Genomic DNA, 15,646 nt, shown 5'->3' with positions numbered 1-15,646 from the left:
GGCCGGAACCCCTCGGAAGGGGTTCCGGCCCGGCGGAAGGGCACAATCCGGCCGTCCGGCCGTCACCGACGGCCGTCGGCGCAGGCCGTCAGCGGACCTCGGAGATCTCCGGGCCGCGCTGGAGACGCTCCACGCCCCCGGCGAACCGGGAGCCCTGCTGCTCGTCCTGCATGCCCTCGGCGACCATCTGGGCGTCGTCGGGCAGCTTCAGGACGATCGGGTCGCGGGGCGCCATCGGCGACTCGCCGCGCACCACGACGGTGTCCCGGAAGATCTGCTCCAGCATGCCGGCGGTCTGCGGCTGCACCGCGCCCTGGCCCGAGATCACACCGCGCAGGAACCAGCGCGGCCCGTCACAGCCCACGAAGCGCACCAGCTGCACCCCGTTCGTCCCGTCCGGGAGGGCGACGGGCACCTGCGCCCGCAGCTCCCAGCCCAGCGGGCCCTGCACCTCGTCCACGACACCGCCCTGCTGGGTGATGCCGCCGGCGATCTCGTCCCGCACCTCGTGCCAGATGCCCTCGCGCTTGGGGGCGGCGAACGCCTGGAGCTGCACCGCGCTGTCGCGCAGCACCACTGTCGCGGCGACGATCGCGTCCCCGGCGACCTCGACCCGCAGCTCCATTCCCTCGACGCCCGGCACGAACAGGCCGCCCAGGTCGACCCGGCCCTCGGCGGGTGCGTGGACCTCGGAGACGTCCCACGGCCCGTCCGGGCGCGGCTCCGGCTCCAGCCGGACCCGGCTCTCGGCCGCGGCGTCCTGTACGGACTCCGCGTCCTCCGCGGACTCCTCGGAGGTCACGTCGTCGAACTGCTCGACGGCGTCCTCGCTGCGCTTGCGGCGACGACCGAACACGTCACTGTCCTTCCCGGTCAGAGGCGACCGAAGCGAATCCATGCCCCACGGCGGCGTGGCCCCCGGTGGACCCGAAGCCCCCTTCGCCCCGCGCCGAGCCGGGAAGCTCCGCCACCTCGTGGAAGCGGACCTTCTCGACCTGCTGGACAACCAACTGGGCAACGCGGTCGAACCTCTCGAACCGCACGCTCTCGCGCGGATCCAGATTGACCACGATCACCTTGATCTCTCCACGGTACCCGGCATCGATGGTCCCCGGGGCGTTCACCATGGAGACCCCGCACCGGGCCGCGAGGCCCGAACGCGGATGCACGAAGGCCGCATACCCATCGGGCAGCGCGATCGACACCCCCGTGGGGAGAACGGCACGCTCGCCGGGGGCCAGCACGGCCGCCTCGGTGGTCACCAGATCGCAGCCGGCGTCGCCGGGGTGACCGTAGGCGGGGACCGGCACCTCGGGGTCCAGGCGGCGGATCAGGACGTCGACCGGCTCACGGCTCACGGGTTCACCTCGAAGGCTCGGACGACCTTGACCTGGTCGGGATCGGCGAGCGCCGCGTTGATCTCTTCCGCGCGGCCGTTGTTGATGAAGTGCTCGACCTTGACCTCGATGAAGACCGCGTCCGCGCGGACCGCGACCGGCCCCTCGGGACCGCCGAGCCGCCCGGTGGCCGTGCAGTAGATCTTGCGGTGGTGGACGGCGACGGCCTTCGCCTCCAGGTACAGCACGCTGTCCACGGGGACGGGCAGCAGGAAGTCCGTCTCCAGCCGGCCGGTGACGGCGATGACCCGGGTCAGCCAGTTCAGCGACCCCAGGGTCTCGTCCAAGGCCGTCGCCAGTACGCCGCCGTGCGCCAGACCGGGGGCTCCCTGGTGGGCCTCCTTGACCCGGAACTCGGCCGTCACGGCGACGCCCTCGCCGGCCCGCACCTCCAGGTGCAGACCGTGCGGCACGCCCTGGCCGCAGCCGAAGCAGTTCTCGTAGTGCGCCCCGATGACCTCGCCCGGCGCGGGGGCCTCGGGGTGCCGCACCGGCGGCCCGGCGTCGGCCGGCGGTGTCAGCGCTGTCGTTCGTCCACTCACAGGGGCTGACCTTACCCGCGCCAGCGGTGCCCGGTCCCGCCCGTGCCAAGCTTGAGACCATGCAGCACTACGAAGAACGCCTGACCGCGCCCCGCTCCTGGTGGGTCATCGCGGCTCTCATCGGGGTGGCCACGGCCCTGATCACGCTGCCGCTCGGCACCATCCCGATGCTGGGGGGGCTGGTCGTCGGCGGGGCGCTGGCGACGATCGCCGTGAGCGCCTACGGCTCGGCGCGGATCCGGGTGGTGGGCGACACCCTGCTGGCCGGGGACGCGCGGATCCCCTGCGCGGCGCTGGGCACCGCCGAGGCCCTCGACGCGGAGCAGGCCCTGGCCTGGCGCACCCACAAGGCCGACAGCCGGGCGTTCATGCTGCTGCGCGGCTATGTGCCGACCGCCCTGCGGATCGAGGTCACCGACCCGGCCGACCCGACGCCGTACCTGTACCTGTCGACGCGCTCCCCCGAGCGGCTGGCGGCGGCCGTGGCGGCCGCGCGGGCGAACAGCGGGGCCGAGCGGTCCTGACGGGCTCCGCCCGCCCCGAGGCCGCCGGGAGCCCGCCTCGCAGGCCCCCTAGGGCCCGTCCTGAGGCCCCTCCGGCGGCGGCAGCGCGGCCCAGGACACCTGGCGGCGGCGCAGGTCGGCGCGGACCTTGTCGGCCAGTCTGCGGGTGTCCCGGCGGTTCATGACCGCCCCGACGGTCGCGCCGATCATGAACGGGGCGAGGTTGGGGAGGTTGCGGAAGGTGCGCTTGAGGACCCGCTGGCGCAGTTCGCGGCGGAGCTGCCCGCCGAGCGCCGCGTTGACGCTGGTCGGTTTGGTGACGTCCACCCCGCGTTCGTCGGCCCAGGCGGCGAGGTAGGCGAGGGCGCGCTGGCGCGCCGTGCCGGGCGCCCGGAGGCCGTAGACCTCGTGCAGCTCGGCGATCAGTTTGAGCTCCACGGCCGCGACGCCGACAATCTCGGCGGCGAGCTCGGCCGGCATGGCCGGCGGAACGGGCAGCATGGCCGCCGCCCCGATGCCGGCTCCCACGGTGGACGTGCCGTTGGCGGCGCCGGTCACCAGCTTGTCGGCGATCTCCTCCGGGCCGAGGCCCGGGAACTGGCCGCGCAGGGTGGCCAGATCGCGTACGGGGACGCGGGGGGCGGTGGCGATGATCCGGTCGACGACGGCGGTGAGACCCGCCCGCGCGCCCCGGCTCCATCGCCCGGCCCCGCCCTGGGGAGGCACCCCTTCGGGGGCCCCTTCGTGGCCGCGCGCGGCGGCGAGCGAGGCCTCCGGGCCCCGCTCGGCGTGCGCGCCGGCCGCTTCGTGCGCGCCCGTCACGGCGCGGTCCGGCCGGGCGTCCCCCGTACGCCCAAGAGCCCTGGACCGCCGTGCGAGCCGCTTACGGAACGGTTCCGAGCCTGCCATCGCAGACCCTTGCCTCACTCGCAGTCGCGGCAGATGGGCTGGCCGTTCTTCTCACCGGCCAGCTGGCTGCGGTGGTGCACGAGGAAGCAGCTCATGCAGGTGAACTCGTCGGCCTGCCGGGGCAGGACGCGGACGGACAGCTCCTCGTTGGAAAGGTCCGCGCCCGGCAGCTCCAAGCCCTCTACGGCCTCGAACTCGTCGACGTCGACGGCCGAAGCCGACTTGTCGTTCCGCCGGGACTTGAGTTCCTCGATGCTGTCCTCGTTGACGTCATCGTCGGTCTTGCGTGGGGTGTCGTAGTCCGTTGCCATGTCGCTCTCCCCCTCTGGGTGTCTGCGGTGTCTCCAGCGCACGTAACGCGTGAGAGGCCGGACTTGTGCCCGACCCGAGGCGGAGATTTTGCCTCACATCAAGGTCTGTTACTCAATCGACACCCAACCGCACACCTGAAGAGGTGATCGGATCGGGTGGCGAACCGGACCGTACACGGTCCACAGGCCGCTCGTGGCAGCGCCATCTCCTGTACTTCCCGTGATCAAGACCCCCGGAAACCCCCATTTTCCAGGCGTTACCCCGGGGGATCCGATCACGGAGAGTGGATGGCCGGATGTCCCTCCGTGTGATCGATCACACACGAAGACAGCGTCCATCAGACCGGGAAAATTCCGCCCAAAGCGAACCCGTGTCCGCGCCATTGTCGCAGAATTCCCCGGCCGGCGGAGTCTGTCAGGTCTCGGTCAGGCCGGCAGCACCACCCGCATGACGAGCCCGCCGCCCTCACGGGGCTCCGCGGTGATCCGGCCGCCGTGCGCCCTGGCCACCGACCGCACGATGGACAGGCCGAGGCCCACGCCCTTGTCGCTGCCGGTGCGCTCGGTGCGGAGCCTGCGGAACGGCTCGAAGATGTTGTCCAGCTCGTAGGCGGGGACCACGGGCCCGGTGTTCTCCACCACCAGCACGGCCTCGCCGGGCCGGGACTCGGTGGTGACCTCCACCCAGCCGCCCTCCGGCACGTTGTACCGGACGGCGTTCTGCACCAGGTTCAGCGCGACGCGCTCCAGCAGGACGCCGTTGCCCTGGACGACGGCGGGCGACCGCTCGCCCCGCAGCTCCACGCCCTTGGTCTGGGCCTCGCCGCGGGCCTGGTCGAGCGCCTGGGAGGCCACCTCGGCGAGGTCGACGGGCTTGCGGTCCACGATCTCGTTGTCGCTGCGGGCGAGCAGCAGCAGGCCCTCCACGAGCTGCTCGCTGCGTTCGTTGGTCGCCAGCAGCGTCTTGCCCAGCTGCTGGAGCTCCGGTGACGCCCCGGGGTCGGAGAGGTGGACTTCCAGGAGCGTCCGGTTGATCGCCAGGGGCGTCCGCAACTCGTGCGAGGCGTTGGCCACGAACCGCTGCTGCGCGGTGAAGGCCCGCTCCAGCCGGTCCAGCATCTCGTCGAAGGTGTCCGAGAGCTCCTTCAGCTCGTCGTCCGGGCCGCCCAGCTCGATGCGCCGGGTCAGGTCGGTGGCGGCCACCCGGCGGGCGGTGCGGGTGATCTTGCCGAGCGGCGACAGGACGCGGCCGGCCATGGCGTAGCCGAAGGCGAAGGCGATCACCGCGAGGCCGAGCAGGGCCAGCAGCGAGCGGCGGAGCAGGCCGTTGAGGGCTATGGCGCGCTGGTGGTCCGTACAGGACTTGAGCCAGGCGGTGAACGTGTCCCGGCCGACCTGGCCGCTGGGCGGCGTGGGGCAGGCGTTGCTGGTGGTTTTGAAATCGATGCGGTCGATCTCGAACGGCAGGTAGCTGCCCTCCCGCATGGCGTCCGCCGCCAGCAGGTAGATGATCGTGAGCAGCAGCACGCCCGCCATCAGGAACATCCCGCCGTAGAGCAGGGTGAGCCGTATGCGGATGGTGGGCCGCAGCCAGGGGAAGGGCCGGACGACGGGCTGGCGCGGGTCCCAGGCGGGCCGTGGCGGGGCCGCGGGCCGGGGCGGGGCGGGGCGCCGATGGCTGCCTCGAACGGGGCCCCGGCGCCCCCTCAGTCGCGCCGCAGCGCCTGCGCGAGAGCCGCGCGGGTGGTGATCCCGAGCTTCGGGAAGATCTTGTACAGATGGGCCGCCACCGTGCGCGGGGACAGCCGGAGCCGCTGGCCTATCTCCTTGTTCGTCAGGCCTGTCGCGGCGAGTTCGGCGATGCGCAGTTCCTGTCCGGTGAGCAGGGCGTGGCCGTCGGCGGCCGGGCCGACCGCGTGGCCGGCCGCGCGGAGTTCGCGCGCGCACCGCTCCTCCCAGGGCAGGGCGCGCAGGTCCCGGAACGCCCGGTGGGCCTCGCGCAGGGTGTCGCGTGCCTCGGCGCGGCGGTGTCGCCGGAGCCAGGAGCCGTGGGCCAGCCGCAGCCGGGCGAGTTCGAAGACCCACTGGCCCGCGCCGGGCACCTCGTAGGCGGCCCGGTAGGCGGCGTCCGCCTCGTCGTCGGAGGCGGCGAGCGCGGTGGCCGCCGCGAGCAGGAACGCGTGGTGGGCGGAGATCTCCGCCATCCGCGCCTCCCGTCCGGCGGCCACGTGGGCCCGGGCCTCCGCCCGTCGGCCGGTGTGCACGGCGGCGTCGACGAAGTCGAGGAACGGCAGGTGGAACCAGGGCAGGCCGCGCGGCAGGACGCCGGGCGGGGTGAGCGAGGACAGCTCGCAGTAGGCGTCCTCGTGCCGGCCGTGGGCCAGGGCGGCGAGGGCGTTCAGATGGGTCAGCCGGTCGGTGGCGTACCGCATGCGGGCGCGCACGGCCACCGGCCTGACGAGGTCGTCCATGGCGCGCAGGGCGTCCTCGTCGCCCCGGCCGGCGGCGAAGTGCGCGTAGGCGAGGCGGAACAGCAACGCGTTGCAGTGGTAGCCGAGTTCCTCGGCGACCTCGGCCTCCCGCAGGCAGTCGCCCGCCGCGTCCCAGCGTCCGCGCAGGAAGTCCTGGTAGGAGCGGGCCTTGGCGATGGACCCCTGGGTGGCGTAGGCGTGCTGGCCGGTGAAGCGCCGCCAGAGGTCGTCGTCGGCGAGGTCCACCGCGGAGGCCGTCCACAGCAGCAGCCAGGCGCCGCCGGCTTCTTGCTCCTCGCTCATCTCCGCGACCAGGGCGCGGAGTTCCTCGGACACGCCTTGAGCGGTACGCGCCGGGTCGGACCAGGCGCGGTGGCAGAGCCGGGCCAGCGGGGACATGCCGTCCAGGTGACGTTCCAGGGCCTGCCATGCCCTGGCGTCGTCTGTGTAGGTGGCGGCGAGGAGCAGTTTGAAGCAGACCTGCTCGGCGAGGCCGCCGAAGGACTCGGCGCCGGGCGCGGTGAGCGCGTCCAAGGCTTCGGGGAGGAGGGTGAAGGAGGACGCGAAGTCGACGCGGTGGCCCTGGTCGACGTACACCGTCGCGTACGCGAACAGGGGTGCCGCGTCCGGCGGTACGGGGCCCCGGCTCAGCTCCTCCACCAGCCGCGCGGTGTACCGGAGCCGGCCGCCGTGGGCGGCCATGACCGCCGCCCAGGTCAGCCGGCGGGCGCGGGCGGCGGGGTCGGTGCTCAGGGCTGCCGCCCGGTCGAGCAACAGGGCCCCTTCGGCGGCGCCGCCGCGCCGGGCGATCCGCCCGCCCGCCTCCTGGAGGCGGGCGGCGAGGCCCGCGTCGGGTACGAGGGCGGCGGACGCCTCGTGGACGAGCCTGCGGGGGTCGTCGGCGCCCAGGGCGGCCGCCAGTTGCCGGTGCGCGGCACGGAGTTCGGAGCGGCGGGCGGTGGACAGCACGGCGGCGCGGACCAGCGGATGCCGGAACACGAGCCGCCCGGAGGCGTCCAGGCGGGCGAGCCCACTGGCCTCGATCTCGTCGAGCACGGCTTCGGCGGCGCGGGGGTCTGCGGGGTCTGCGGGGGTGCCGGCAGCTCCGGTGGTCACGGCGGCTTCGGCGGCCCCGAAGGGGCCGGCGGCGTCGGAGGGGCCGGCGGCGTCGGTGTCCCAAATGGCTCCGGCGCTCCCGGTAGTCCGGGTGTCCGTGACGGCTCCGGCGCCTGCCTCGACTCGTTCGCCTCCCGCGACTCGTGCGGCTCCCTCGACTGCTACGACTTCCTCGACTTGTACGGCTCCCCCGTCTCGTGCGGCCCCGGCGCCTCCAGCACCTCCGTCGGTTCCCCCGGCCCTCGCCGCTTCGGCGGCCGTGCTCACACCGGCAACCCCGGCAATCCCGGCAGCCCCTCCCGCCACCCCGGCTGTTCCCGCCGCTCCCGCTATCCCCGCCACCCCGGCGGCCGCGTGTGCCCACGCGCCGCCGGTCTCGCCGGCCGTGGTGCCGCCGAGGGCGGCCAGTAGCAGTGTGCGGGCCGCCGGGGCGGTGAGAGCGCGGAGCCGGCCGGTGAACAGCCGCTCCAGCCGCTGCCCGAGGGGCAGTCCGTCGGGCAGCGGGACGATGCCTTTGAGCTGCTCCTCGGGCAGGTGGCGGGGAAGTTCGACGAGGGCCAGCGGGTTGCCGGCGGCCTCCGCGAGCACGCGGTCGGCGGTGGTGGCGGCGAGTTCGGGGTGCCGCTGCCGCAACAGGGTGCCCGCGTCGGCGGGCGGCAGGGCCCCGATGTCCACCGGGTGCGCGGGCCAGCCCTCCGTGGCGGCCGGGTCGGGGCGGCTGGCGCTGACGATGACGAGGGGCAGTTCGGTGAGCCGGCGGTGCAGGAAGGCGAACACGGTGGCACTGGATGAGTCGGCCCAGTGCAGGTCGTCGATCAGCAGCAACTGGGGGCGTTCGCGGGCCGCCTCCGCGAGCAGGGCGAGCGCGGAGGCGCCGACGGTGAAGCCGTTCGGCGGCAGCCCGTCGCGAAGTCCCAGCGCGCACTCCAAGGCTTCCCGCTGGCGGGCCGACAGCGCCTCGGAGCGCTCCAGCAGCGGCCAGAGCGCCTGGTGCAGGGCCCCGAACGCGAGTTCCGCCTCGGCCTCCGAGCCCACCGCCCGCAGCACAGTGAACCCGACGGCACGGGCCCGCGCCTCCGTCCACTCCAGCAGGGCGGTCTTGCCGATCCCGGGCTCTCCGCGCAGCAGGACCGCCGAGCCGCCGGTACCGGTCCGGGCGTCGTCCAGCGCGCGGCCCAGCAGCGCCTTCTCACGGTGCCGCCCCACGAGGGCCCCGCAACCGGCTGTGGACGTCACGTCCGCCTCCTGTTCCCCGGGCGTCGCGGGTACCGCGCCGGCGCCGCGGACCCTCGGAGAGTGGGCGCCCCGGGACCTCACCACCACTGCGACGTTTCGTGACACGCCGTGTCCGGCGCGCGGCTCAGGATAACGCCTGACGGCCGGTCAAGATCGTCGAGGCGGACGCAGCGGACGTACGGGAGATCACCTACGGGACGAGCGGCTGTCGATGGACAGTCAAACGACCTACGCCGGGTGGCGGAGGCAACCGCAGGCTGGAACGACCGGGGAACCGTCCTCGGGCCGGCGCCCTCCCGCCAAGGGGAGCGGTACGCCGGCGTCCCCCCTCGCGCAGGAGAGAGCTATGAGTCCCGCCACGACCACCGGGCCGGCGGCCACTCGCGTCACGGGAGCCGTCGTCACGGCTCCGGTCGTGTTCACCACGGCGGCGGAGCATGCCGCCGCCCGGCCCGCAGGCGGCGCCACGGTCCGGTCCGTGGGCTTCTTACACGTCGCGACGGTCTGCGGACCGCCGTCGTCCGTGGCCCCGGCGTCCGTGATTCCGTCCGTGCCCGCTCCGGTCGTCGGCGCCGAGGTCTCCTCCGCCGGACCCCCCTACGTCATCCTCGCCGTCCACGAGCGCGGCGTCGCGACGTTCGTCCAAGGCGGCCGGGTCCAGGCGTGCGGCCCGGGCGACGTCGTCGTCCTCGACGCCGCCACGCCGTTCGCCTTCGACGAGGCGGAGGACTTCCGGCTGTGTCTCGTCGGCGTGCCCGGCCGGCTGCTGGGGCTGCGGGCGGACGAGGCCGGCCGGCTCTGCCGTCTCCACCCGCGCGGTCGCGGCCGGGTGGCGTCCCTGCTGGGCCGGTTGGTCGCGGACGTGGCCGCCGTCGCACCGGACCTCCCGCCGCGCCCCGCCGAGCACTTGGCCGCCGGCATCGTCGGCCTGCTCGCGGCCCTCGCGGCCGAGACCGAGGCACCGGAGGACGTTCCACCGGGGGTACGGGAAGCACCGGCGGTACGGGAGACGCCGGCGGGCGGTCCGCCGACAGGAGCGGAGCCGCCCGGGCGCGGTCCGTCGACGGCGGTGGCCGGGACGCCGTACGACGCACCGCACACGACCGGGAAGGAAGCGGCGGACCGTCACAGCCTGGCGCCGCGGCTGCGCGCCTACGTCAACGAACGGCTCGGTGACCGCGACCTCACCCCCGGCGGCATCGCCGCGCACCACCACATCTCGACCCGTCTCCTGCACAAACTGTTCGCCGCCGAAGGCATCACGGTCAGCCGCTGGATCCAGCGCCGCCGGCTCCAGGAATGCCGGAGGGAACTGGCCGGTGTCCGTTCCGGACGCCCCGGTCCGGCCGTCGCCTCGGTCGCCAAACGCTGGGGCTTCGCCAACGCGGCCCACTTCAGCCGGAGTTTCCGGGCCGCGTACGGCATGTCGCCCGCCGCCTGGCGCGACCTGCACGTTCCGCCGGCGCATCCGTCGTCGGAGGGGTGAGGCGGGCCCGGTCCGGGCCGGTGCGAACGCTTCGGCCCCTCGGTCTACGGCGGCGGCCGGACCGGATACCCGAGCCGGCGGGACGGAACCGGAGGCGCAGCCGACAGCACCGCGAGTGCCACGTTCCACCGGCGCGAGCGGTCTCGACCGGCCGGACCGGCGACACCGCACCGCCGGAAAGGCAAAGCCGCGAGCGTGAATCGCCCCCGTCCGCTCTTACGCCGTCCTCCCGGCCGAAGCGACCGGCGCCGCCGGCCCCACGGGCACGGCCGCGCCCGCCGCGCGCCATTCGCGCGGCGACCGCCCGTACGCGGCCCGGAAGGCGCGGCTGAAGTGCGCCGGGCTGGGGAAGCCCCAGCGGAGGGCGACGGCGGCGATCGTCGGCCGGTCCCGGTCCGGTGCGGGCCGGGTGAGGTCCTTGCCGGACTCCTCGACGCGGCGTCGGCGGATGTGGCCCCCGACGGTGGTCTCCTCGCCCTCGAAGAGGCGGTGCAGGTAGCGGACGGAGATGCGGTGGGCGCGGGCCACGGTCTCGGGGGTGAGCCCGGGGTCGGCCAGGTGCCGGTCGATGTAGCGGTAGACCGACGCGAGCAGGTGGTCACGGGCCGCGCCCGGGTGGTCGTCCACGTCGTCGGCGTACGCGTCCACCAGTCCGGACAGCAGGTCGGCGACCGCGCCGGCCAGCACGTCGCCGACGGACGGGGCGATCCGCGCCGCGCGGTCGGCCAGCCGGCCCAGGAAGGGAGCCAGCGCTGCCGCCGCTCCCCCGTCCCGCGACCGGCGTTCCGGCGACAGGGCACGGCCGGTCACCGACGTCAGGGTCGCCGGCGGTACGTTCAGGACGTGGCCGGGCAGCCGGAAGAGCCGTTGCCGGAAGCTCTCCCGCTGCTCCAGGGAGAAGGGGCGCCGCAAGTCGATCACGGCCAGGTCGCCGGGGAGCAGCGAGGCGCTTCGGCCGTCCTGGGTCAGGGCGGCGGTCCCGTCGAGTTGCAGCGCGACGACGACCCCGTCGGCGGAGTCGCGCGCGACCAGCCGGGGCGTCCTGCTGAGCCTGACCGGGACCGCCTCCAGCGACACCACCCGCAGGTAGCCGAGGTGCCGTACGTCGAGAGTGCCGTCGAAGCCGTCCTCTTGACGCGTCGTGACCCGCACGGCGGCGGCCAGGGCGCACTCGGTCGCGTCCCGCCACACGGCGATCCGGTCTGCACCGGTCCGGGCGGTCCTCTCGTCGTCGGTCTGCACGTGACTCCTCGTTCGTGGCCCACCGCGCGGTACGGCGGCGGGGCGGTCACGGCCAGTGTGGGCGGGGAGGGCGGGGACGTATTAGGTCACTTGACTGTCCTCTCGCGGGGTCGCCGCCGGCTGCGCGGTTCCGCGCGCGCCCGGCCGCCGAAGGGGCACCGCGTCGGCGTCGGCCGCGCGAGCGCGCCTCCGCCCGCCCGACGCTCGGCGCTCCGCCCCGGACCACACCGGTACGTTCGGGGACCACATGCCCCGGCCGATCGCGTCCTTGCCGGGCGCCGGTCCACCCCCGCGTGCGCGGGGAGCGCCTCAAGACGAGACCGGAGTGGGCGCCGGCCCAGGGCCCCACGTACGCGGGGTCCGCTGCGGCCCGACCACCGACGGCCGGACCACCGGCGCCCCGCGCGCGTGCGAAGACACGCGAACGGCCGCGGGATCACTCCGCGCGGCCCTGCCCGACCTCGGCCTGGAGCAGCCGCGGAGAGACCCCGAAGCCGTGACGGGAGTACGCCGGGACCGCCCGGTCGCTGGAGTGAACGGTCACCCGTTCGAGGCCGAGATCCCGAGCCCACGCCAGGACCGCCTCGATCAGCTCGCCTCCCAGGCCCCGGTCACGCTCCTCGGGCACGACGTACGTGCACTGCACGTCCCTCGACGCCCGCTCGAAGACGCGCGGATGCGGCACCCGCCGCGTGATCACCAGCCAGGCCATGCCGATCACGGCGTCGTCACAGACCATCACCAGGCACCGATGCGAGGCCTCGGTCTCCCGTGCCCACGCCACGAACCGGGGAACGAACTCGTCCAGCGTGACGTCGGGCGTTCCGTAGAGCTCCCGCACCCACCGCCACCGCAACTCGGCGACGGCGGCGAGTTCGTGGGACTGGGCGGGGCGGCACACGATGTCATCCATGGCGTCACCCTGACGCGGATCCCTCGGCGATGTCGGCGCGACGGCCGCTTCCGCCACTCCCGCACCGTCCGGCGCCGGTCTGGCGCGGGGAGGGTGCGCCGGGCGGCGTGAACGGCCGGGAGCCGGGGGCCCCTCGCGCGGGGCGAAGGGCGTCAGGCGGACCGGCCGGCATCGTCGAAGTCGGTGGAGGCCGACAGCTCGGCCCACTCCAGCATCTCGCGCTCGAAGGCGTCGCGTCCGGCCCGGACGAACCGCAGCGCGTCCGTACCCAGCAGCAGGTGCGCCGGCGGCCGGTCGGCGGCCACGACGCGCAGGATCGCGGCCGCGGCCTTGTCCGGGTCGCCCGGCTGCTGCCCGTCGCCACGGATGCGCCGGGCGCGCAACGGATCGAACAGCTCGTCGTAGTCGGCGATCGCACGGGGTGCGCGGATCATCGAGCGGCCGGCCCAGTCCGTACGGAAGGTGCCCGGCTCGACGGCGGTGACGTGGATGCCGAAACCGGCGACCTCCTTGCCGAGTGCTTCGACGATGCCCTCCACCGCGAACTTGCTGCCGTGGTAGAAGCCGAGGCCCGGTGTGGTGATCAGTCCGCCCATCGAGGTGATGGCGATGATGTGCCCCGAACGGCGTTTGCGCATGTGGGGCAGCACGGCCTTGATCACCGCCACGGTTCCGAAGACGTTCACCTCGAACTGACGGCGGAGGTCGCCCATCGACGACTCCTCGACGAGGCCTTCATGGCCGTATCCGGCGTTGGCGACGAGTACGTCGACCGGGCCGAGGTCGCGCTCGGCCTCGTCCACGACCGTGTCCACCGCGTCATGGTCGGTCACGTCCAGGATGCGGGCGTGCGCGTCACCGGCGAGCGCCTCGAAGGCCCGCGCATCGGCGGGCTTGCGCACCGTGCCCACCACCCGATGGCCCGCGGCCAGCGCCGCCCGCGCGAGTGCGCGGCCCAGGCCGCTGCTGACGCCGGTGATCAGGAATGTCTTGGTGTCGTCCGACACAGGAGGTGTTCCCTTCGTGCGATGCGAACAGCGGACGACCGGGCGGTCGGGCCCCGGCCGGTCTCGACACGCTCCACTTCAGCACCGGAAGCGGCTTCCGGGGGTTCGCCTCGCCCCGGGGACAGCCGGACCGATCGGACTGCCGGCCCCCTTCCGCGGGCCGTCGGGGCCGGTCTCGGGCCCTGTCGTGACCGGCACGGGCCGCAGCACGGTTCTCGTCGAGTTCCTCCGCTCCCGGCGGGCCGGCTCACCCAACGCCAGGCGGGCCAGTCGGGACGGCGGCTCCCGGCCAGACCCGGGACCGCGCCGCGCGTCGACCGCGCGGCCTACGGACGTAAGCACCGACTACTCCATACGCCCGGAACGCGGACGCCGCCTGAACATCTTCGTGAGCCTTGCCGAATGCCGTCTCCGGCAAGGTGCGCAATTCTGCGGCGCACCCCACCCTCGTGCTGGGGCGGCAGCCGGCCGTGGTCAACACGGTGGTCATGTCCACCAGCGACCGCCCCCGTGACTTCGCCACCCTGCGGCTCACGGGCGGCAGCGACCGCCGGGTCCTCGGGACGGTGGCCGGGAAACGGTCCTGACGACGGCTACGGCGACGGTCCTCGGCCTGCTGGACACCCTCGCCACGCGGACGACGACGGCCTGGCTCTGCGACCGATGGACTGATGGATCGACGGCGCGGCCGTTCCCGGCTTCCGGCTTCCGTGGGCGGTGACGTGTACACGTACTCAGCTCCCACCGGACGGCACATGCGCTGCTCTCCCCTGCCGGCCGGCCCGCCAGCCCGCACCAGCGGCTGAGTGCCCACCCCACCCAGGCAGGCTGCGGCTCCGACGGGGCCGCGGACACGGCGGCCCGCGGCCTCACAGGCGCGGCCTACGGATCGTCAGACGCCCATCCGCCCGCGAGGAGCGGGAGAAGGCACAACGAGACCCGCCACCCACCCGGCCGGCGCCGAAGCACTGCGCGTCCTGAGGCCGGCCGGTGCGTCGACGGACCGGTGGAACACCACGGCGCCCGACGTGCCGTGGATCCGCGCGCAGGACGAACACATCGTTCGCCGCTATGGGACGGGATCTGATCCCCCTCCCCCGCCCGCCCCGCCGACGACGCGGACCGGACCGCAGTCGCGCGTCGCCTGCCGCGCCGGAGCCGGGAGGTCACCCTCGACACGCACCTCGCCGACATCGGCAGCCGCCCCTGGGTCCTCACCCTGGACGACGCCGCCGACGTGCGGTCCCTCGTCGCCGAACGGTTCGAGAGGCCTGCGTCGTTGACTTGCCGGTGGCTCGTCAGCCGTAAAGCGACACGGCGCGCCCCGCCCGTCCCCTTACTCAGCGCGTTCACAAGCGCCCGAGCGGTCCGATGCTACGGATCCACCACTCCACGAAAGCCACTTCCTCGCCTAGGGCGTGTCCGCAAAGTCAGGGAAGCCATAGGCGTAGGCAGGCGAGGGTGACCATGGCCTGGTAGTGGCAGGCGCGTTTGTCGTAACGGGTGGCCAGGGCTTTGTTCTGTTTGAAACGGTTGAAGCAGCGTTCGACGACATTGCGGCGCCGGTAGGCGCCGGGGTTGAAGCCGCAGAGGCGCTCGCCTCTGCGGCGACGGCCGGCGACCTGGTCGACGCGCTCGGGGATCGTGGCGGCGATTCCGCGCCGACGCAGGTAGGCGCGGATCTTCCGGGACGAGTAACCCTTGTCGGCCACCACCCGCGCCGGCCTGGTCCGCGGCCTGCCCGGTCCACACCGGGCCACCTTGATGCCGGCCATGACCGCTTCGAGCTGGGTGCAGTCGTTGACGTTCCCGCCGGTGACGGTGAAGGCCAGTGGCCGGCCCTGCCCGTCGCAGGCGAGGTGGATCTTCGTGCTCAGCCCACCACGGGACCGGCCGAGCGCCTCGCCCGCCCATGGCCCCCTTTTCGGGCCCCCGCAGTGTGCTGATGGGCTCGCACCACGGTGGAGTCGACGCAGACGATCGACCAGTCGACTCCGCCGACAGCGTCTGAATGCTGCTGGAGGTGAGCCAGCAGCCGGCCCCAGGTGCCATCCGCCGACCATCGCCGGAACCGTTCGTAGACCGTTTTCCAGGGCCCGTACCGTTCCGGCAGGTCCCGCCAGGCTGCCCCCGTGGACAGCTTCCACAAGATCCCGTTGACCACCTGCCGCCGGTCACGGACCGGGCGTCCCAACCGAGGCCGGGGCAGCAACGGCTCGATCACCACACACGCCTGATCAGTCAATTCATGACGTCGGACCACGACCAGACAACGCGCTCACCAACTTTGTGGACACGGCCTAGCACCGATGCCCGACTCTCCTCCCCTCCCAGGCCGATTCCGTGCGCCCCCGAGCAAGGAGCGGTGCACGCGAGGTCACCTCGCCGGCCGGCTCCCGGCCTAGCCTCCTGCGGGTGTCAGCCACGGCGCGGCGCCCGCGCGCCCGCGCCGGGTCGCCCCCGCGCCGGCACCGACCGCACCCCACCCAGCGCTCCCCCAACCCGCTGAAGCG

General features: G+C 74.0%; 14 protein-coding genes. 3 read left to right on the top strand and 11 right to left on the bottom strand.

The genetic code is table 11. From position 1 onward, the window contains the following. Positions 1-88: 88 nt before the first annotated feature. The 3 genes from ACSNOK_RS20100 to ACSNOK_RS20090 are packed head-to-tail and all read right to left on the bottom strand — an operon-like array spanning position 89 to position 1,939. Positions 89-856 carry a DUF3710 domain-containing protein gene (locus ACSNOK_RS20100; protein WP_436782107.1) on the bottom strand — a complete coding sequence of 256 codons (768 nt, stop codon included), beginning with the start codon at positions 854-856 and terminating at the stop codon, positions 89-91. A gap of 1 nt (position 857) precedes the next feature. Further along, positions 858-1,358 (bottom strand): dUTP diphosphatase, encoded by a 501-nt coding sequence (gene dut, locus ACSNOK_RS20095; protein WP_436782106.1) that lies wholly within the window; start codon positions 1,356-1,358, stop codon positions 858-860. Further along, positions 1,355-1,939 carry a PaaI family thioesterase gene (locus tag ACSNOK_RS20090; protein ID WP_436782105.1) on the bottom strand — a complete coding sequence of 195 codons (585 nt, stop codon included), beginning with the start codon at positions 1,937-1,939 and terminating at the stop codon, positions 1,355-1,357. The genes dut and ACSNOK_RS20090 overlap by 4 nt, the downstream gene beginning before the upstream one ends. Before the next feature lie 59 nt (positions 1,940-1,998). On the opposite strand from ACSNOK_RS20090, the gene ACSNOK_RS20085 reads away from it, so the two are divergent. Next, positions 1,999-2,463 (top strand): DUF3093 domain-containing protein, encoded by a 465-nt coding sequence (locus ACSNOK_RS20085; RefSeq protein ID WP_436782104.1) that lies wholly within the window; start codon positions 1,999-2,001, stop codon positions 2,461-2,463. Between the two features lie 48 nt (positions 2,464-2,511). Here the strand turns inward: ACSNOK_RS20085 and ACSNOK_RS20080 are convergent, their stop codons facing one another. The 4 genes from ACSNOK_RS20080 to ACSNOK_RS20065 all read right to left on the bottom strand — a co-directional run bounded on the left by ACSNOK_RS20080 (position 2,512) and on the right by ACSNOK_RS20065 (position 8,485). Continuing rightward, complete coding sequence (locus ACSNOK_RS20080) at positions 2,512-3,264, bottom strand: hypothetical protein (protein ID WP_436782103.1); 753 nt, start codon at positions 3,262-3,264, stop codon at positions 2,512-2,514. A gap of 101 nt (positions 3,265-3,365) precedes the next feature. Next, positions 3,366-3,662, bottom strand: coding sequence for a DUF4193 domain-containing protein (locus ACSNOK_RS20075; RefSeq protein WP_004949312.1), 297 nt, complete (start codon positions 3,660-3,662; stop codon positions 3,366-3,368). Between the two features lie 426 nt (positions 3,663-4,088). Then, positions 4,089-5,372: a sensor histidine kinase gene (locus ACSNOK_RS20070; RefSeq protein WP_436782108.1), complete on the bottom strand. Its 1,284-nt coding sequence runs from the start codon at positions 5,370-5,372 to the stop codon at positions 4,089-4,091. After that, complete coding sequence (locus tag ACSNOK_RS20065; RefSeq protein ID WP_436782102.1) at positions 5,369-8,485, bottom strand: AAA family ATPase; 3,117 nt, start codon at positions 8,483-8,485, stop codon at positions 5,369-5,371. Before ACSNOK_RS20065 ends, ACSNOK_RS20070 begins: the two co-directional genes overlap by 4 nt. Before the next feature lie 346 nt (positions 8,486-8,831). On the opposite strand from ACSNOK_RS20065, the gene ACSNOK_RS20060 reads away from it, so the two are divergent. Beyond that, positions 8,832-9,971 carry an AraC family transcriptional regulator gene (locus ACSNOK_RS20060; protein WP_436782101.1) on the top strand — a complete coding sequence of 380 codons (1,140 nt, stop codon included), beginning with the start codon at positions 8,832-8,834 and terminating at the stop codon, positions 9,969-9,971. Between the two features lie 216 nt (positions 9,972-10,187). Here ACSNOK_RS20060 and ACSNOK_RS20055 read toward each other — a convergent pair whose 3' ends face one another. The 3 genes from ACSNOK_RS20055 to ACSNOK_RS20045 all read right to left on the bottom strand — a co-directional run bounded on the left by ACSNOK_RS20055 (position 10,188) and on the right by ACSNOK_RS20045 (position 13,133). Then, positions 10,188-11,213 (bottom strand): helix-turn-helix domain-containing protein, encoded by a 1,026-nt coding sequence (locus tag ACSNOK_RS20055; protein ID WP_436782100.1) that lies wholly within the window; start codon positions 11,211-11,213, stop codon positions 10,188-10,190. A 436-nt stretch (positions 11,214-11,649) separates the two neighbouring features. After that, entirely contained in the window at positions 11,650-12,126 is a 477-nt protein-coding gene (locus tag ACSNOK_RS20050; RefSeq protein ID WP_436782099.1) for a GNAT family N-acetyltransferase, read from the bottom strand. A gap of 152 nt (positions 12,127-12,278) precedes the next feature. Beyond that, entirely contained in the window at positions 12,279-13,133 is an 855-nt protein-coding gene (locus ACSNOK_RS20045; RefSeq protein ID WP_436782098.1) for an oxidoreductase, read from the bottom strand. 395 nt (positions 13,134-13,528) lie between these two features. Here ACSNOK_RS20045 and ACSNOK_RS20040 point away from each other — a divergent pair, with 395 nt between their 5' ends. Then, on the top strand, positions 13,529-13,720 hold the full coding sequence (locus tag ACSNOK_RS20040; RefSeq protein ID WP_436782097.1) for a hypothetical protein: 192 nt from the start codon (positions 13,529-13,531) through the stop codon (positions 13,718-13,720). Between the two features lie 843 nt (positions 13,721-14,563). On the opposite strand, the gene ACSNOK_RS20035 is transcribed toward ACSNOK_RS20040, so the two are convergent. Further along, a protein-coding gene (locus ACSNOK_RS20035; RefSeq protein ID WP_436782096.1) for an IS5 family transposase occupies positions 14,564-15,396 on the bottom strand; the annotation gives its coding sequence in 2 pieces (ribosomal slippage) (positions 14,564-15,054 and positions 15,054-15,396; 834 coding nt in all). Positions 15,397-15,646 lie beyond the last annotated feature (250 nt).

This window comes from Streptomyces sp. URMC 126 (assembly GCF_051386555.1).
Lineage (GTDB): Bacteria > Actinomycetota > Actinomycetes > Streptomycetales > Streptomycetaceae > Streptomyces.
This window is presented reverse-complemented; position numbering and strand designations above follow the sequence as displayed.

Bases quoted from the DNA above. Each gene is read 5' to 3' on its own strand.
- ACSNOK_RS20060 (WP_436782101.1), top strand. From the start codon at position 8,832: ATGAGTCCCGCCACGACCACCGGGCCGGCGGCCACTCGCGTCACGGGA.
- ACSNOK_RS20050 (WP_436782099.1), bottom strand. From the start codon at position 12,126: ATGGATGACATCGTGTGCCGCCCCGCCCAGTCCCACGAACTCGCCGCC.
- ACSNOK_RS20085 (WP_436782104.1), top strand. From the start codon at position 1,999: ATGCAGCACTACGAAGAACGCCTGACCGCGCCCCGCTCCTGGTGGGTC.
- ACSNOK_RS20075 (WP_004949312.1), bottom strand. From the start codon at position 3,662: ATGGCAACGGACTACGACACCCCACGCAAGACCGACGATGACGTCAAC.